Origin of the sequence: Nocardioides humilatus, from assembly GCF_008373755.1 — a bacterium.
Lineage (GTDB): Bacteria > Actinomycetota > Actinomycetes > Propionibacteriales > Nocardioidaceae > Nocardioides > Nocardioides humilatus.
Genome location: NZ_VUJV01000001.1, coordinates 1,369,847 through 1,386,053, shown reverse-complemented (window position 1 = coordinate 1,386,053; position 16,207 = coordinate 1,369,847). Strand labels below are relative to the sequence as shown.

17 protein-coding genes are annotated in these 16,207 nt (G+C 68.9%); 14 read left to right on the top strand and 3 right to left on the bottom strand.

Going from position 1 to position 16,207, the window contains the following annotated elements:
* Positions 1–16 precede the first annotated feature (16 nt).
* Positions 17–721 (top strand): hypothetical protein, encoded by a 705-nt coding sequence (locus F0U44_RS06445; RefSeq protein WP_149727362.1) that lies wholly within the window; start codon positions 17–19, stop codon positions 719–721.
* Between the two features lie 28 nt (positions 722–749).
* Here F0U44_RS06445 and F0U44_RS06440 read toward each other — a convergent pair whose 3' ends face one another.
* On the bottom strand, positions 750–1,562 hold the full coding sequence (locus tag F0U44_RS06440; RefSeq protein ID WP_149727361.1) for an alpha/beta fold hydrolase: 813 nt from the start codon (positions 1,560–1,562) through the stop codon (positions 750–752).
* Positions 1,559–2,029: a PaaI family thioesterase gene (locus F0U44_RS06435; RefSeq protein ID WP_149727360.1), complete on the bottom strand. Its 471-nt coding sequence runs from the start codon at positions 2,027–2,029 to the stop codon at positions 1,559–1,561. Before F0U44_RS06435 ends, F0U44_RS06440 begins: the two co-directional genes overlap by 4 nt.
* Before the next feature lie 88 nt (positions 2,030–2,117).
* Between F0U44_RS06435 and F0U44_RS06430 the strand changes: the two genes are divergently transcribed.
* Positions 2,118–2,915 carry an enoyl-CoA hydratase/isomerase family protein gene (locus F0U44_RS06430; protein ID WP_149727359.1) on the top strand — a complete coding sequence of 266 codons (798 nt, stop codon included), beginning with the start codon at positions 2,118–2,120 and terminating at the stop codon, positions 2,913–2,915.
* Between the two features lie 3 nt (positions 2,916–2,918).
* Here F0U44_RS06430 and F0U44_RS06425 read toward each other — a convergent pair whose 3' ends face one another.
* Complete coding sequence (locus tag F0U44_RS06425) at positions 2,919–4,046, bottom strand: acyl-CoA dehydrogenase family protein (protein ID WP_246160322.1); 1,128 nt, start codon at positions 4,044–4,046, stop codon at positions 2,919–2,921.
* Positions 4,047–4,135: 89 nt separating this feature from the next.
* Here F0U44_RS06425 and F0U44_RS06420 point away from each other — a divergent pair, with 89 nt between their 5' ends.
* The 12 genes from F0U44_RS06420 to F0U44_RS06365 all read left to right on the top strand — a co-directional run bounded on the left by F0U44_RS06420 (position 4,136) and on the right by F0U44_RS06365 (position 16,131).
* Positions 4,136–4,909, top strand: a complete 774-nt coding sequence (locus F0U44_RS06420) for an enoyl-CoA hydratase/isomerase family protein (RefSeq protein ID WP_149727358.1) — start codon at positions 4,136–4,138, stop codon at positions 4,907–4,909.
* A gap of 35 nt (positions 4,910–4,944) precedes the next feature.
* A complete protein-coding gene (locus F0U44_RS06415; RefSeq protein WP_149727357.1) occupies positions 4,945–6,114 on the top strand; it encodes an acyl-CoA dehydrogenase family protein in 1,170 nt (389 codons plus the stop codon).
* A 212-nt stretch (positions 6,115–6,326) separates the two neighbouring features.
* Positions 6,327–7,013 carry an MlaE family ABC transporter permease gene (locus F0U44_RS06410; RefSeq protein ID WP_246160321.1) on the top strand — a complete coding sequence of 229 codons (687 nt, stop codon included), beginning with the start codon at positions 6,327–6,329 and terminating at the stop codon, positions 7,011–7,013.
* Position 7,014: 1 nt separating this feature from the next.
* Positions 7,015–7,899, top strand: a complete 885-nt coding sequence (locus tag F0U44_RS06405) for an ABC transporter permease (RefSeq protein WP_246160320.1) — start codon at positions 7,015–7,017, stop codon at positions 7,897–7,899.
* A 4-nt stretch (positions 7,900–7,903) separates the two neighbouring features.
* Positions 7,904–9,151: an MCE family protein gene (locus tag F0U44_RS06400; protein ID WP_149727355.1), complete on the top strand. Its 1,248-nt coding sequence runs from the start codon at positions 7,904–7,906 to the stop codon at positions 9,149–9,151.
* Complete coding sequence (locus F0U44_RS06395; protein ID WP_149727354.1) at positions 9,148–10,185, top strand: MCE family protein; 1,038 nt, start codon at positions 9,148–9,150, stop codon at positions 10,183–10,185. Before F0U44_RS06400 ends, F0U44_RS06395 begins: the two co-directional genes overlap by 4 nt.
* Positions 10,185–11,258 carry an MCE family protein gene (locus tag F0U44_RS06390; RefSeq protein ID WP_188113343.1) on the top strand — a complete coding sequence of 358 codons (1,074 nt, stop codon included), beginning with the start codon at positions 10,185–10,187 and terminating at the stop codon, positions 11,256–11,258. The genes F0U44_RS06395 and F0U44_RS06390 overlap by 1 nt, the downstream gene beginning before the upstream one ends.
* Positions 11,258–12,475: an MCE family protein gene (locus F0U44_RS06385; protein ID WP_149727352.1), complete on the top strand. Its 1,218-nt coding sequence runs from the start codon at positions 11,258–11,260 to the stop codon at positions 12,473–12,475. Before F0U44_RS06390 ends, F0U44_RS06385 begins: the two co-directional genes overlap by 1 nt.
* 2 nt (positions 12,476–12,477) lie before the next feature.
* Positions 12,478–13,755, top strand: a complete 1,278-nt coding sequence (locus F0U44_RS06380) for an MCE family protein (protein ID WP_149727351.1) — start codon at positions 12,478–12,480, stop codon at positions 13,753–13,755.
* Positions 13,755–15,092: an MCE family protein gene (locus tag F0U44_RS06375; RefSeq protein WP_149727350.1), complete on the top strand. Its 1,338-nt coding sequence runs from the start codon at positions 13,755–13,757 to the stop codon at positions 15,090–15,092. Before F0U44_RS06380 ends, F0U44_RS06375 begins: the two co-directional genes overlap by 1 nt.
* Complete coding sequence (locus tag F0U44_RS06370) at positions 15,089–15,586, top strand: Rv1363c family protein (protein WP_223163583.1); 498 nt, start codon at positions 15,089–15,091, stop codon at positions 15,584–15,586. The genes F0U44_RS06375 and F0U44_RS06370 overlap by 4 nt, the downstream gene beginning before the upstream one ends.
* Positions 15,583–16,131 carry a hypothetical protein gene (locus F0U44_RS06365; protein WP_149727348.1) on the top strand — a complete coding sequence of 183 codons (549 nt, stop codon included), beginning with the start codon at positions 15,583–15,585 and terminating at the stop codon, positions 16,129–16,131. The genes F0U44_RS06370 and F0U44_RS06365 overlap by 4 nt, the downstream gene beginning before the upstream one ends.
* Positions 16,132–16,207: the final 76 nt, after the last annotated feature.

The following is a 16,207-nucleotide window of genomic DNA, read 5'->3' as shown; positions in this document are numbered from 1 at the left end:
AAGGGGAACCCATCCCATGGAAGCTCGCGTGCACCGCGTCCTGATCTGGACCGGACCCCTCATGGTGGTCATCTGGTTCGCCACGTTCATCTTCGTGATGGGCTTCTTTCCGCCGTCCGCGCCGAGCGCGAGCGCTGAGGAGATCCAGCGGCTGTACGCCGACGACCCCACGCTGATCCGGATCGGGCTCGTCATCGTGATGGCTGCCTCCGCCCTCCTGGTCCCGTGGGCCGCCGCGATCTCGGGCCAGCTCAAGCGAATCGAGGGCGCTCGCATCCTCGCCGCCACCCAGCTGGTGTCGTGCGGCCTGTTGTCGTTGGAGTTCATCACCCCGATCGGCGTGTGGATGGCAGCCGCGTTCCGGTATGACGACCGCCCGCCGGCCGTCACCCAAGCGCTGCACGACGTGGGATGGATCTTGTTCGTGACCGTGATCTGGTCGCTGTGGATGCAGATGTGGTGCATCGTCGCGGCGATCTTCATCGACAGACGGCCGGAGCCGGTCCTGCCGCGCTGGCTCGGCTACCTGACCGCGTGGGCGGCGATCCTGATCACGCCGGCCGGCCTGGTGCTCTTCTTCAAGGACGGGCCGTTTGCGTGGAACGGCATCGTCGGCATCTACATCCCCCTCGCGGCCTTCGCCATCTGGATGGGCTGCATCAGCTATGAGGTGCACCGTGCCTTGAGTGTCCAGATCGTCGAGGGCACGGAGCCGGGCTGACGCCTGACCTGGACGGGCCTCGGGGCCCTCAGGGGGCGAGGAAGTCCACGAGGTGCTGGTCGAGCGCGGCCGGGGCCTCGAACATCGGGTAGTGCCCGCAGGCGGGCAGGGTCACCAGGCGGGAGTCGGGCAGCCGCTCGACGAGCCAGGCGGCCCCCTTGGCCGAGTGCACGGGGTCGGTCTCGCCGATCACCTGCAGGACGGGCATCGTCACCCGGGGCAGGTCGGCGACCTGGTCCGTGCTGAGCATCGAGTGGTAGCAGGCGATCGCGGCCCAGGAGGGCATCTGCAGCGACTGCGCCGTCATCCAGTCCACGACAGCCGGGTCGGGCGTGGTGCCGAACCCGCTGCTGATCGTCGTACGGCGGGCCGCGAAGCGGTCGTCGATCTCCATGGCGACCATGGCCTCGATCGTGGGCTCGGGCGGACGGCCGAAGGGGAACTCCTCGCTCCGGCTCGCGCGGACCGCGTTGGACCCGACCAGCACCAGCTTGTGCACGCGGTCCGGGTGCAGGGCTGCCGTACGGAAGGCGACCTGGCCGCCGAACGACCAGCCGACGAGCGAGCACGTCTCGACCCCCAGTCGGTCGAGGACGGCGAGCAGGTCGTCGCTGAGCCTTGCGACGTCGTACCCGTTGAGCGGCTTGTCGGAGCGACCGTGTCCCCGCTGGTCGATGGCGATGACCCGGTGGCCGGCCTCGACGAGGACCCGGACCTGGCGGTCCCACGCCTCGTGCGTCATGCCGAAGCCGGGGACGAGCACGACCGCTGGCCGGTGGTCGTCGGCGCCGAGGTCCTGCACGTAGAGGTGGACGCCGGCGGCGACCTCGATCCGGCTCACGCCCGCGCCGCCGGCGCGATCCGCTGCTCCAGGCGGCCGATCGCCATGGTCCCCGTCGCGGTGGAGCACCTGCGCCCGAGCGCGTCGTGGACGACGACCTCGATCGCTTGCAGGGCCCGGCCGTTCTGGATCGCGCGCGCCTCCATCCGCAGTGGCGGCAGGGCAGGCGCGTGGTACTGCACCTGGAGCACGGCGGTCACCGGCATCGAGCCGGTCGGCGCGATCCGCGCGCCGAGCACGCCCATGATCTGGTCGACGGCCAGCGCGACGACGCCGCCGTTGACGGCACCGTTGGGGTTGAGAGGGAAGGCGGTCTCCGAGAACTCGAAGACGGCCGTCGGGCCGACGATCTCGATGCAGCGGAGTCCCGCCGAGGAAAAGGACGGGTAGCTGTCGGCCCAGGCGCGCCAGGCGTCGTCGGAGTCCTCGTGACGCGGGATGGTGCGCATCCCAGCGGTCGTGTCCATGGGGCTCCTCGGGTGCGATTGCTTATTGATCCTTAGTGTCGCAATAATAGCGGTACGACGACAAGAGGCACTGACGAAGGGGCATGCGATGACTTCCGGCTACCAGACGCTGCAGCTGACCACCGGCGATGACGGGGTCTGCGAGATCGTGCTGTCGCGGCCCGAGCTGATGAACCGGTTCGACCCTGAGCTCCACCACGAGCTGACCCGTGCCCTCCGCGACATCGCCGCTGACACCTCGGTGCGCGCCGTCGTCCTGGCCTCCACGGGCAAGGCGTTCTCGGCCGGCGGTGACTTCGAGCTGATGGAGGCAGCGCACAAGGACGCCGACGTACGACGGTCGATCATCGGCGACGCTCGCGCCCTCCTCGACGCCTTCCTCGCGCTCCCGCAACCGGTCGTCGTGGCGGTGCAGGGCGCGGCGATCGGGCTCGGCGCCACGGTCGCGATGCTGTGCGACGCCGTGGTGGCCGCACGGCCGGCTGTGCTCGCCGACACCCACGTCGCGATCGGCCTGGTCGCCGGCGACGGTGGCTGCCTGGTGTGGCCGGAGGCGATGGGCATGACCCGCGCACGGCGCCACCTCCTGACGGGCGACCCGATCGATGCGGAGACCGCGCTCCGGCTCGGGGTCGTCACCGACCTGGTGGAGTCCCCGGACGAGGCGCACCCTGCTGCGCTCGAGATCGCTCGCCGCATCGCCGCGCTGGCGCCGCTCGCGGTCCAGGGGACCAAGCGCGCCCTCAACCAGGTCTCGCGCCTGCGTGCGGCCGAGGTCGTCGACCTCGCCCTCGCCTACGAGGAGCAGACCCTCGCCAGCGAGGACCTGCTCGAGGGTGTCGCGTCCTTCCGGGAGCGGCGCAGCCCCCGCTTCGCCGGGCGGTGAGGCTCAGAGCCCGAGGCTCTGGGCGACGATCACCTTCATGATCTCGCTCGATCCCGCGTAGATCCGGCTCACCCGGCCGTCGAGGTAGGCGTGGCCGATCTTGGAGTCGCTGCCGTAGGCGGTGGCCGGGTCGGAGACGGACAGGCAGCGGTCGACCACGCGCCCCTGCAGCTCGGTGCAGAAGAGCTTGGCCAGGGCCGCCTCGGCGACGCCGAGCTCGTCGGCGACGTGCAGGGTGATGGCCTGGTCGATGAGCGCCTGGCCGGCGGCGACCTCGGTCGCGCAGGCAGCGAGGGTGAATTTCGCCTCCTGGCCAGCACCGGTACCGGCGAGGTCCTCGACCGTCCACGCGACAGCGGCGGCCGCGGCGGCCTGCGAGTTGACCGCGATCGAGAGCCGCTCGTGGGCGAGGTTGCTGGTCAGGTAGCGGAAGCCCTGGTTCTCCTCGCCGAGCAGGCAGTCCACGGGCACGCGCATGTCGGTGAAGGAGAGCTCGGCGAGGTCCTGGGCCTTGAGTCCGAGCTTGTCGAGCTTGCGGCCGCGCTCGAAGCCCGGCGTGGAGGTGTCGACGAGCAGCAGGCTGATGCCGTCGCGGCCCGCGGCAGGGTCGGTCTTGACGGCGAGGATGAGGAGGTCGGCCGAGGCTCCGTTGGAGATGAAGGTCTTCGCTCCGTTGACGACGTAGTGGTCGCCGTCGCGCTCGGCGCGGGTCGTCATCGCCTTGAGGTCCGAGCCGGCGCCGGGCTCGGACAGCCCGAGGGCGACGACGGTCTCGCCGGCGCACATCGAGGGCAGCCAGCGACGTCGCTGCTCCTCCGACGCGTGGTGCAGCAGGTAGGGCACGCAGATGTCGGTGTGGACCCGCAGGCCGCCGATCGCCAGCCCGAGGCGCTGGATCTCCTCGGTGACCACCACGCTGTGGCGGAAGTCGGACCCGGCCAGGCCGCCGTACTCCTCGGGGACGCCGATGCCCAGCACGCCGAGCGCACCGACGCCCTTCCAGAAGCGGGCCGACGGGCGACCCTCGGTGCACCAGTCGTCGTATTCCGGCACGACCTCGTCGTGCAGGAAGGCCCGCACCTTCGCGCGGAAATCGTCATGCGTGGTGTCGAAGATCGATCGGGTCAGCATGGGCGTTCCTCCTGCCGGTTGACGGCTCGTTGCGTTGGTTCCTAGTATTGAGACAGTCAGGTTCAATAAACAAGTCCGCGGGAGGGTCGATGTCGGAGCCAGGGGTCCTGGTCGAACGACGCGAGCGGGTCGTCGTGCTCCAGCTGAACCGGCCCGACCAGCTCAACGCCCTCTCACCGGAGCTGATGGACGAGCTGCTCGCCGCGCTGCGGACCGCCGACGCCGACCCCACGGTCGGCGCCGTCGTGATCGCTGGGCACGAGCGGGCGTTCGTCGCCGGCGCTGACATCAAGGGCATGCGCGACCGCCCGCTCCACGACGTGCTCACCGCTCCGGCCAGCCGGTTCTGGATGCGCTTGGCCGAGATCGAGGTGCCGATGGTCGCGGCCGTCTCCGGCTGGGCCTTCGGCGGCGGGTGCGAGCTCGCGCTCGCCTGCGACCTCGTCGTCGCGTCGGAAGGCGCGTCCTTCTCGCAGGCGGAGATCAAGGTCGGCATCCTCCCCGGCGGCGGTGGCACGCAGCGGCTCGCCCGCACCGTCGGCAAGCACCGCGCGATGGAGCTGGTCCTGACCGGCTGCGCCGTCACCGCGGCCGAGGCGCAAGCGATGGGCTTCGTGAACCGTGTGGTCGGCGTCGACGAGTGGCGCGACGCCGCGATCGACCTCGCCACCCAGATCGCCGCGGGCCCGCCGCTCGCCGTACGTCTCGCGAAGCGGGCGGTGCTCGCCGCCGAGGACGGACCGCTCGGCGTCGGGATGCTCGCCGAGCGAAAGCTGATGGAGCTGGCGTTCGCCAGCGAGGACCGGGTCGAGGGCATGACGGCGTTCATCGAGCGCCGCGCCCCGCGCTGGTCCGGACGATGACCGATCAGATGACCAATCAAAGGAACAGATCTGCAATGAGCGTGCGCGGTTTCACCGAGGAGCAGGAAGAGTTCGCGGCGGCGGTGCGGCAGTTCGCCGCCCGTGAGTGCGGGACGCACGAGCAGCGGGCCGCGCTGACGGACGGCAACAAGGAGCAGCACGACGCCGGCCTCTACAAGAAGCTCGCCCAGGCGGGCTACCTCGGCGTCTCGATGCCCGAGGAGTACGGCGGCAGCGGTGGCGGCATCATCGAGCAGGTCGTCCTGTTCGAGGAGCTGTGGCGCGGCATGGTGCCGGTCCACGGCGCCGGCACCTCGCACACCGTCGCCGGTGTCTACAAGCGCTACGCGACCGAGCAGCAGAAGAAGGACGTGCTCGGAGCCATCTGCGAGGGCGAGGTGATGTCGATCAGCATCTCCGAGCCCGGCGCCGGGTCGGACGCCGCGGCCATCTCCTGCCGCGCTGAGCGCGACGGCGACGTCTTCCGGATCAACGGTCAGAAGACCTGGTGCTCGGATGCCCAGTTCGCCTCCAAGATCCTCCTGGTCGCCCGCACCGGCCGCGGCGACCGTCCGCACGACGGCCTCACCATGTTCGAGGTCCCGGCCGACACTCCTGGCCTGGAGATCCGTCCGATCCTGACCATGGGTGGCGGCGCCGAGGTCAACGACCTCTACTTCACCGACGTCGAGGTCCCGGCCTCGGCGATCGTCGGCGAGGAGGGCGGTGCCTGGAAGCAGGTGATGTCCGGCCTGAACGGCGAGCGCATCGTGTGTGCTGCCCAGGGGCTCGGCATGGCGCAGCGCTCGTTCGACGACCTGCTCGCCTACCTGCGGCAGCGTGAGCAGTTCGGCGCCCCGATCGGCTCGTTCCAGGCGGTCCGTCACCGCATCGCCGACCTGGCGATCGAGATCGAGGCCGCGCGTGCACTGACCTACGACACGGCTCGGCGGGTCGCCGCCAACGAGGGCTCGCCCGAGTCGCTGATCCGGGCCACGTCGATGGCCAAGGTGAAGGTCACCGAGACCGCCAAGCAGGTCGCCCTCGAGGGCGTCCAGCTCATGGGCGGCTACGGCTACACGCTCGAGTTCGACATGGAGCGACACCTGCGGCTCGCGATCCCGGCGACCATCTACGCCGGCACCAACGAGATCCAGCGCGACATCATCTCGTCCACTTTCGGACTGCGCCCTGCCCGCTCTTGACGTTTCGAGATGGCTCGTCTCACACTGATTGAGCCATCCCGTCTCAAAAAAGTTCCGCCGAGGGGTAACGCACATCACGTGTCCTCGTTTAGTATTGAGTCTGACCGTCGCAATAATCCATCGGAGACGTGAGAATGGCTGCTTCCGCCCTACGTGCGAAGTTGACGCCCCTGGGGGGCTTCTTCGCCCTCGCCGGGGATTCCCTGCGTGCAATGTTCCGCAGGCCGTTCGCGGTCGGTGAGTTCCTCGAGCAGACGGTGTTCATCGCCAGCGTCTCCTTCCTGCCAGCGATCTTCGTGACGATCCCGTTCACGGTCGTCGTCCAGTTCTTCATTAACCAGCTGTTGATGGAGATCGGCGCGACCGACCTCTCGGGAGCCGGCGCGGGCCTGGTGGTCATCCAGGAGCTCGGGCCGTTCTGCAGCGTACTCGTGGTCGCCGGAGCCGGCGCGACCGCAGTCTGCGCGGACCTCGGGGCCCGGAAGATCCGCGAGGAGCTCGACGCGATGGAGGTCTTGGGCCTCGACCCGATGCAGCGACTGGTGGCACCGCGCATCCTCGCCTTCGTGGTCGTCTCGCTCGGCCTCTACGGCATCGTCTGCGTGGTCGGCCTGATCGGCACCTATGTCTTCGCAGTCACCCTCGGCGGCGCGAGCCCTGGGCTCTTCGTCGCGAACCTGACCTTGGTCACGGGCACCGGATCGTTCATCACGGCGCTCATCAAGACGGCGCTGTTCGGTGTCGCGGCCGCCCTTGTCGCCTGCTACCTCGGCATGAATGCCAAGGGCGGGCCGAAGGGCGTCGGCGAGGCCGTGAACCAGACCGTCGTCCTGACCCTGATGGTCCTCCTGGTCATCAACTCGACCATCACCACCGTCTACCTGCAGCTGGGAGGCTGACATGGCGCTCATGACCGAAGAGCGGTCCGACCTCAGCGCGCAGATCCGCGCCAAGCAGGTCGAGTCGCTCAAGCGCGTCATCACGACGCCGGGCCGCACCCTGTTCCACAGCGGTGAGCAGTTCCGCTTCTACATCGCAGCGTTCCGGGGGATCCCGGTCGCTCTGACGCACTACCGCCGCGAGGTGCTGCGGCTGATCTCCACCGTCGCCTTCGGGAGCGGCGCGATCGCGCTCATCGGCGGGACCGTCGTCGTGGTGTCGTTCCTCACGGCGTTCGCTGGCATCGAGCTCGGCCTCCAGGGCTACTCGCAACTGAGCAACATCGGCGTCGAGGCGCTGAGCGGCTTCATCTCCGCCTACATCAACACCCGGCTCGCTGCGCCGGCCCTGGCCGGCATCGCACTCACGGCGACCGTGGGAGCCGGGTTCACCGCACAGCTGGGTGCGATGCGGGTGAGCGAGGAGATCGACGCCCTCGAGGTGATGTCGATCAAGTCGATCCCCTACCTGGTCAGCACCCGGATCGTGGCCGGCCTGGTCTCGATCGTCCCGTTGTACGCCGTCGCGTTGCTGGCGTCGTATGCCGCGACGCGACTCGTTGTCACCGTCGGGTTCGGACAGTCAAGCGGTGCCTACCAGCACTACTTCAACACGTTCCTGATCCCCGGCGACATCGTGCTGTCCTTCATCAAGGTCATGTGCATGGCCGTCGTGATCATGGCCGTCTGCTGCTACTACGGCTACAACGCCAAGGGCGGCCCCGCCGGCGTCGGCCAGGCGGTCGGCAGCGCGGTGCGGCTCTCTCTCATCGCCATCCTGTTCGCCGACATGCTGCTGAGCTTCGCGCTCTACGGCACGTCCCACAGCCTCAACATCACCGGGTGACGTCATGAGTTCTCGCAAGACGCACGCGCGTCATCACACCCAAGGCCTCGGCGCGATCGGTCTCGCGATCATCGTGCTGGCCGCCGGCCTGCTGGTCGCCACCTACATGCGGGTCTTCGCCGATGTCGTCATGGTCACCGTCATGACCGACCGCGGCGGCCTGCTCCTCGACGAGGGGGCGCGGGTCCGGATGTCCGGAGTCGCTGTCGGGGAGGTGCGCGACACCGAGCTCCAGGACGACGGCCGGGTGGCCGTCGAGGTCGCCATCGACACCGACAAGGCCGACCTGGTGCCGTCGGACGTCGTCGCGAGCATCCGCGGCACCACCGTCTTCGGTGCGAAGTTCGTCGACCTCCGCACACCAGAGACGCGCACCGCGACGGACGCGATCTCCGACGGCGACGTGATCGAGGCGACCGCCGTGACGGTCGAGGTCAACGACGTCTTCGCGCACGGGATCGATGTCCTGCGCGCCCTGCAGCCCGCGAAGCTCAACGCGACACTGACCACGGCCGCTACCGCCCTGCAGGGACGCGGCGACCGGTTCGGCCAGTTCTTCGAGGACTGGGATGCCTACCTGGCGGCGCTCGAGCCGCACCTCGGTGCGCTGGAGACCGACCTCGCCACCTCGCCCCAGGTGCTCGACACCTACGCCGACGTCGCCCCGCAGTTCATCGACATCGGGGACAACTTCTCGACGACGAGTGCCACCCTGTCGGCCCGTCAGCGCGAGCTCGACCGGCTGCTCAAGGGCACGGTCACGGGCGCCGACCAGGCCGCCACGCTGCTGATGGCGCTGGAGGAGCCGCTGCTCGCGTTCAACGCCCAGTGGGGACCGGTCACGGCGCTCGGTCGCGAGTATGCGCCGACCATCGGCTGTCTCATCGAGTCGCTCAACAAGCACGTTCATGCCTACGAGAACTTCTACGGCCACGAGAGCGGCGAGCACTACTTCTACGCCCGGACCGGTTTCCTGCCGGGCCAGGCTCCCTACACCCTGGCCGACAACCGCCCGAAGCTCGTCACGGGAGTGGGACCGACCTGCTACCGCGAGGCGACGGCCGACAACCCCAACGTCCCCCACGTGAACTTCGACGACGGTCTCGCCGGCACCTATTCCGAGGACAGCACCGGCAGCCCGGTCGGTCTCGGCGACCCGCCGGTCCAGCTTTACACCGACCTCTTCGACTCGTGGTTCGGCGCGGGCGTGCTCGATGCCGTGCTCAGCGCCCGTCAGGAGGCCGGCCAGTGAGGATCACCCGCGGACCGCTGCTCAAGGTCCTTCTCTTCGTCACCACGATGGGGCTGCTCATCGGCATGGTCGGGATCGTCTTCGGACGCGTCCGGATCCAGCCGAGCGGCACCTACGAGGCTGTCTTCACCGACGCCTCGGGCCTCACCGTCGGCAGCGACGTCCGGGGCAACGGCGTGGCCATCGGCACGGTCAAGGAGATCGAGCTCGAGGACGCCCACCGTGCCGTCGTCCGGTTCACCGTTGCCGATGACGTGGTCCTGACCGAGGAGTCGGAGGCGCGGATTCGCTACGCCAACCTGACCGGCGACCGCTACCTAGATCTGATGCCGGGGGCGGACAAGCGTGCTCCCGAGCTGGCGGAGGGCGCCCGGATCCCGGTCGAGCAGACCCGGCCGGCGCTCGACCTCGACCAGTTCTTCCAGGGCTTCGACCCCCTGATGCGAGCGCTCGACGCCGAGGAGGTCAACGAGCTGGCCACCAACGTCATCAGCGTGACGCAGGGTCAGGCGGGGGCGGTCGAGACGATGCTGGCCAACGTCGGGTCGTTCACCGGTCGGCTGGCCGAGCGTGACGAGGTCATCGGCGACACGATCACCAACCTCTCGTCCGCGCTCACCGTGCTGGACGGGCACCACCAGGACCTCGACAACCTCGTCGTCGGCCTGGCCGACCTGATGCACGGGCTGGCCAAGGATCGCAAGGCCATCGGCTCCTCGCTCGAGTCGATCAACCTCGCCGCGGCCGACACTGCCGACCTGCTCGCGCGGATCCGGCCGGGGATCAAGGCCAACATCGACCAGATGGGCGAGCTCGCAAAGGCGATCAACGCCAACACCCCGGAGATCCGGGAGGTCCTCGACGTCTATCCGAAGGTGTTGCGGAAGATCGGACGACTGGGCGCCTACGGCTCCTTCTTCAACTTCTACCTGTGCGGGGTCAAGCTCAAGCTCGACCTCCCGGGTGAGTCCCTCGACGTCTACACGCCGTGGGTCATCGACGACAAGGGACGATGCGGCGGGGTGCAGCGCTGATGACGAAGCTGAAGGCCACGAAGGTGGCCCAGAAGACGACCGTGAAGCTGGGTAAGAAGGGCAAGCGCCCGGTGAGCAAGCGGCGGTCCTTCAGCGAGATGGACCTCGGGAAGATCGGGCTCGTCGGCCTGATCCTCACCGGGCTCCTGCTGGCCGGCGCGCTCAACATCGGCAAGTTGCTCGAGCTGGTCAACAGCTCGACCTACACCGCCGACCTGGCAGAAGCCGGAGGACTGCGCTCTGGCGACGACGTCCGGGTCGCGGGCATCAAGGTCGGCAAGGTCAACGACGTCGAGCTCATGGACGATCACGTCGAGGTCAGCTTCGGTCTCGAGGACATCGATCTCGGCGACGAGACCCGCGCGATCGTCAAGAGCGACAACGCCCTGGGCAGCAAGTTCCTCGCCCTCGAGCCCAAGGGCGACGGGGATGAGAGCCACATCCCCTTGGAACGGACCGACGCCGGCTTCGCCGTCAACGAGGAGTTGGGCGAGCTCACCACCTCGACGGCGGAGATCGACGAGGACCGCCTCGCGGAGTCGTTCGCCTCGGTCAGCGCCGTGCTCGAGCAGACCCCGGAGGAGTTCCGGGGTGCGCTCAAGGGTGTCGGCAAGCTCTCCAACACGCTCAGCAGCCGCGATGACGAGCTGGCCCGGCTGCTCCAGAAGGCGAGCAACATCTCCGGGCTCCTCGCCGACCGCAACAAGGACATCACCCAGATCATGAGCGACGGCAGCCTGCTCTTCGACGAGCTCACCCAGCGGCGCGAGATCCTCGGAGACCTGCTTCGCAACGTCCAGCGCGCGACCGCTCAGCTCGTCGGCCTGGCTCGGGACAACAAGCTGTCGCTCAAGCCGGCGCTCACCGAGCTCAAGCAGTCCGCTGAGCTGCTCGCCGACTACCGCGACACCCTCGCGGTCGCTCTCAAGACCACCGGGGGCTACATCCGCTCGCTCGGCGAGTCGGTCGCGGGTGGTCCGTTCTTCCAGGCCTACGTCGCCAACCTCGGCTCGCCCGAGGACCTCGGCACGGGCGGCATTGCCGGACTCCTGACGGGAGAGGGCTCGTTCTGATGCGTGAGCACAACAAGATGGTCAAGATCGGCCTCGCCCTCGCCGTGGTGCTGGCCTGCGGTGCGTTCGCCTTCACGGGCGACGGCACCCTCCGGGTGACGGCCTACTTCGCCCAGTTCAAGGGCATCTACGTCGGCGACGACGTGACGGCGCTCGGTGTGCCGATCGGCTCGGTCGTGTCGGTCGACCCCGAGGCCGACCGGGTCAAGGTCGTCCTCGAGATCGACTCCGACCACCCCGTCCCGGCGGACGTGCGGGCCGCGGTCGTGGCGCCCTCGTTGGTGTCGGTGCGTGCGGTCGTCCTGGGGCCGATCGGCTCGGACGGCCCGCCCCTCGAGGACGGCGCCACCATCCCGATGTCGCGGACCGCGATCCCGGTCGAGTGGGACGACGTCAAGGACCAGCTCGTCGAGCTGTCCACGGCGCTCGGCCCGCGCGGCGCCAACAAGGGCGGCGCGACCAGTGAGCTGATCTCGAGCTCGGCCGACTTCCTCGACGGGACCGGGCAGAGCCTGAACACGACGATCACCGACGTCTCCGAGGCGATGAGCACCCTGGCCGACAACAGCGGGGACCTCTTCGCGACCGTGCGGAACCTCCAGGTCTTCGTTACCGCGATCAAGGGCAGCGACGCCCAGGTGCGCCTGTTCAACCAGCGGCTCGCCGAGGTGTCCGCCATCCTCGACAGCGACCGGTTCGCCCTCGAGGGCGCGTTGCACGGACTGCGCCAGGCCTTCGTCGAGGTGAAGGACTTCGTCAACGACAACAAGGACCTCACGGTCGACACGCTGCGCGAGCTGCGGGTCACGACCTCGGTCCTCGCGGACAACAGGCAGAAGATCGCCGACATCCTCCAGGTCGCCCCGACCGGCGTCTCGAACTTCTACCAGATCCTCGACCCCCGCGGTGACAACGGGACGCTGGTGACCGGCGAGCTCGCGGTCAACAACCTCCAGGCGCCGGCGCAGATCATCTGCGGAGCCTTGTTGGCCGCCGGCGGCGACCGGTCCTCTTGCCAGCAGGTGCTCACGCCGCTCTTCCAGTACTTCGCGATGAACGCCCCGCCGATCGGCATCGGCGGGGTCACCAACAACGGCGCGGGCGACATCGGGACCATCGACCCCGGCGAGGACCAGATCGACGATCGGTCGACCACCTCGTCCACCGACCACGCGGACCTGCTCGGCCAGCTCGACCAGCTCCTGGGAGGGCACTGACCATGAAGAGTCCCAAGATGCTTGCCGCCGCGCGCGCTGCGCTGCTCGGTGTCGTCCTCGCCCTGACCCTGTCAGGCTGCAGCTGGACCGGTCTCAACGGGATCACGCTGCCCTTCACGAAGGGCGGTGGTGACGACAGCATCGAGATCACCGTCCAGCTGGACAACGCGGCCAACCTGGTCCCCAACTCCGAGGTCAAGTACGACGAGGTCACGATCGGCTCGGTCCGCAAGATCGAGCTGAAGGACTGGGTCGCGACCCTGACCGTCGGCATCGAGGGCGACGTCCACGTGCCGGCCGACGTCACCGCCACCGTGGCGCAGAAGAGCCTCTTGGGCGCTGAATACCTCGAGCTCAAGGACCCGGAGGCCCGGACCGTCGGCGCCGTGACCGACCTCCTCGCCGACGGCGACGAGATCGGCCTCGAGCGGACCGGCCGCTACCCCGAGACTGAAGAGGTCCTGACGGCCGCGTCGATGCTGCTCAACGGCGGTGGGCTTCCGCAGCTGCAGACCATCTCCCACGAGCTCAACGCCGCCTTCGGCGGGCGTAGCGAGGAGATCAAGTCGTTCATGACCACGGTCAGCCGGTTCACCGAACGGCTGGACCGTCAGCGCGACAACATCACCGCGACCCTGGGACAGCTCGACCGGCTGTCGCAGGCCGTCGTGGTCGACAAGGACAAGGTCGCGCGGCTCCTCAAAGAGCTGCCCCGGGGCTTCCGCACGATCAGCGAGGAGCGGACCCAGCTGGTCCGGACGCTGCGCGCCGTCGGCGACTTCGGCAAGATCGCCCATCGCGTCGTCAGTGGGACCGAGCGGGACTTCCAGGAGAACCTGGACAACCTCACGCACATCACCGCGCAGCTCGCCGACCACGGCGACACGCTGGCCGACAGCTTCGACGCGCTCACCTACCCGTTCAACGTCCGCGGCTCCGACAACATCATCTTCGGCGACTACATGAACCTCGTCTCCGAGATCGAGGTCAGCGCCGGGCACCTCACCGAGCACTGGCTCGGCGGAACCCCGCTCGACGGACTGTTCCCCGCGATCCTCGGGGGCACGCCGACCGGCCCGGCCGTCGATGCCACCGACCCGCTCTCGACCGACACCCTCGACGACCTCCTCAACGGGGTGGGAGAGCTCCTGGGCGGGAACGGCGGGAACGGTGGGAACGGTGGGAACCGCGGCGGCCGCGGACCGCGGCACGGTGGGTCGTCCGGCGGTGGCGACGGTCTGCTCGGCAACACGCTCGACTCGCTGTTGGGAGGCAACTGATGTTGTCCAAGGTCACCAGGACGAAGCTCTTCGTCTTCGTCGGGATCACCGCGGTCACCCTGCTGGTGATGGCACTCGCCTACGTGCGGCTGCCGCAGCAGATGGGCATCGGCCGCTACGACGTCTCCGTCGAGCTGAGCAACGCCGGCGGCCTCTACCCGCAGGCGATGGTCACCTACCGGGGCGTGGAGGTCGGGAAGGTCACCGACGTCGTACTGCAGGACGACGGGTCGGTGGTCGCCGAGCTCCAGGTCGACAACGGGACCGAGCTGCCGGACAACTCGACCGTCGAGGTGCGCAGCGCCTCGGTCATCGGCGAGCAGTACGTCAACTTCGTGCCGCCCGCTGACCCGGCGTCGGACCACCTCGAGGACGGCGCCACCGTCCCGGTGGAGCGGACCGTGCTCCCCACGACGACCAACTCGCTGCTCACCTCCGTCGACCAGCTCCTCTCCTCGATCCCGCAGAAGGACCTGCGCAGCGTCGTGAGCGAGCTCCAGCTTGCCTTCGACGGCGCCGGCCAGGACCTCGGTCGGTTCATCGACGCGAGTGCGGTGTTCACCAAGGCGGCCACCGACAACCTGCCGCAGACCATCCGCCTGATCGAGGACTCCGCTCCCGTCCTCGCGACCCAGGCCGAGCTCGACCCGTCGATCCGGTCCTATGCGTCGAGCCTCGGCTCCTTCAGCGGGCAGCTCGAGAAGAGCGACGACGACCTGCGCGGCCTGATGGCGGCCGGAGCCCCGTTCATGGAGGCGATCGGCGGCTTCGCCGTGGACCTGACCGGGGTCGCTCCCGGGATGCTCGCCGAGCTCGCCGACCTCGGCGAGGTGCTCAAGGTCTACCGCGACGGCATCGAGCACATCCTCATCGTGCTCCCGGCGCTGACGACGGCCTTCACGGCCGCGATCCCGGAGGCCGATCGGCACAAGGAGCGCTCGCCGGCCAACCTGTGGTTCAAGCTCGGCTTCGACCCGCCGACCTGCACGGACGGCTTCGAGCAGGCCCAGCAGATCCGCAACCCGGACGACATCTCCGCCGCCGAGCCACCGGGGGACTCGTGGTGCAAGGTGTCGCCCGACGACATCCGCGCGTCACGCGGTGCCCGAAACCATCCGTGCCCCAACGGCGGCACCGGTGCCAACGCGGCCCTGTGCGGCCTGCACTTCGACCGCACCTCCGCCCTGGACAGCGTCGACCGGAGCGCGAACGGATCCAACGACGCGACGACGCCGACGGGCAGCCTGGAGCTGGGACTCACCTCCTTCCTCCTCGCTGGTGCCGCGCCGGGCGCTGAGACCTGGCAAGAACTCGTCCGAGGACTGGTGAAGCGATGAAGACCAAGGTGACACTTCCGAAGCCCGCGCCGCGTCTGGCGCTCGTGGCCCTGACCGTGATCGCGCTGGCGGCCGTGGCGTGGCAGGGGCTGGTCATGTATCAGGACCGGGAGGACGACGCCCAGCGAGACGCCGCGGTCGCCGTTGCCCGGGACCAGGTCCTCGATCTGACCACGCTGGACTCGGAGTCGATCGACGACAAGCTCGAGGCGATGGGCAAGCGGCTCAGCGGCGACTTCAAGCGACAGTTCGACGGCTTCGCCGACACCTTCGCCGACGTGGTCGCCGACGACAACATCCGCGCCACGGGCGAGGTGAAGTCGGTGGCCGTCGACCAGTTCGACGGCGAGAGCGCGGTGGTGCTCGTCGCCACCTCCGCCGAGGTCGCGCACGGCAAGAGCGACAAGACGACCGCCAAGGACTACCGAGTCCGCGTCGAGCTCGACCGCAAGGGCGACGACTGGCTCATCACCGGAATGGAGTTCGTCGCATGATCACTGCAACCGAGGAGAAGACCGCGCCGACTGTGAAGGTGTCCCGCCTCGAGCCGTCGCTCAAGCTCGGTCCCGCCTCCTTCGGGTGGCGCTGGTGGCTGGCTCCGCTCGTCCTCGCCGCTGTGGCCGCGACGCTCTTCGTCGTCAACGGTCGTCACGACGTCGACCTCGAGTCCGGTGACCAGGCCCGCGCGGCCGTGGTCGGACACGTCGAGGAGCTGCTGAGCTACGACTACCGCACCATCGGCGACGAGGCGGGCGACGAGGGCAAGTGGCTGACCGGCTCCTTCGCCGATGACTACGCCGCTCTCGTCACCGACGAGATCGCGCCGGCGGCCCAGAAGGTCAAGGTCACGACCGAGGCGAGCGTCTCCGCGAGTGGCGTGGTGTCGGCCGACGGCGACGAGGTCGAGCTGCTCCTCTTCGTCACCGTGACCACGCGCAGCAGCGAGCTCGCCGAGCCGCGCATCACGGGGAGCCGTCTCGTCGTGACCGCGAAGAACGTCGACGGCGACTGGCTGATCAGCGCCCTCGACCCCGTCTGACCGACCCGACGACCAACCCCAGTCATCGCCGGCGCGTGTGCCGTCGGCGCTCCTGAACCACCCCGAAAGGAACCGA

What these genes read in the sequence shown, in the direction of transcription:
- F0U44_RS06445 (WP_149727362.1), top strand. Translation starts at nt 17, where the DNA reads ATGGAAGCTCGCGTGCACCGCGTCCTGATCTGGACCGGACCCCTCATG.
- F0U44_RS06435 (WP_149727360.1), bottom strand. Translation starts at nt 2,029, where the DNA reads ATGGACACGACCGCTGGGATGCGCACCATCCCGCGTCACGAGGACTCC.
- F0U44_RS06430 (WP_149727359.1), top strand. Translation starts at nt 2,118, where the DNA reads ATGACTTCCGGCTACCAGACGCTGCAGCTGACCACCGGCGATGACGGG.
- F0U44_RS06425 (WP_246160322.1), bottom strand. Translation starts at nt 4,046, where the DNA reads ATGCTGACCCGATCGATCTTCGACACCACGCATGACGATTTCCGCGCG.
- F0U44_RS06420 (WP_149727358.1), top strand. Translation starts at nt 4,136, where the DNA reads ATGTCGGAGCCAGGGGTCCTGGTCGAACGACGCGAGCGGGTCGTCGTG.
- F0U44_RS06415 (WP_149727357.1), top strand. Translation starts at nt 4,945, where the DNA reads ATGAGCGTGCGCGGTTTCACCGAGGAGCAGGAAGAGTTCGCGGCGGCG.
- F0U44_RS06410 (WP_246160321.1), top strand. Translation starts at nt 6,327, where the DNA reads ATGTTCCGCAGGCCGTTCGCGGTCGGTGAGTTCCTCGAGCAGACGGTG.
- F0U44_RS06405 (WP_246160320.1), top strand. Translation starts at nt 7,015, where the DNA reads ATGGCGCTCATGACCGAAGAGCGGTCCGACCTCAGCGCGCAGATCCGC.
- F0U44_RS06400 (WP_149727355.1), top strand. Translation starts at nt 7,904, where the DNA reads ATGAGTTCTCGCAAGACGCACGCGCGTCATCACACCCAAGGCCTCGGC.
- F0U44_RS06390 (WP_188113343.1), top strand. Translation starts at nt 10,185, where the DNA reads ATGACGAAGCTGAAGGCCACGAAGGTGGCCCAGAAGACGACCGTGAAG.
- F0U44_RS06385 (WP_149727352.1), top strand. Translation starts at nt 11,258, where the DNA reads ATGCGTGAGCACAACAAGATGGTCAAGATCGGCCTCGCCCTCGCCGTG.
- F0U44_RS06380 (WP_149727351.1), top strand. Translation starts at nt 12,478, where the DNA reads ATGAAGAGTCCCAAGATGCTTGCCGCCGCGCGCGCTGCGCTGCTCGGT.
- F0U44_RS06375 (WP_149727350.1), top strand. Translation starts at nt 13,755, where the DNA reads ATGTTGTCCAAGGTCACCAGGACGAAGCTCTTCGTCTTCGTCGGGATC.
- F0U44_RS06370 (WP_223163583.1), top strand. Translation starts at nt 15,089, where the DNA reads ATGAAGACCAAGGTGACACTTCCGAAGCCCGCGCCGCGTCTGGCGCTC.
- F0U44_RS06365 (WP_149727348.1), top strand. Translation starts at nt 15,583, where the DNA reads ATGATCACTGCAACCGAGGAGAAGACCGCGCCGACTGTGAAGGTGTCC.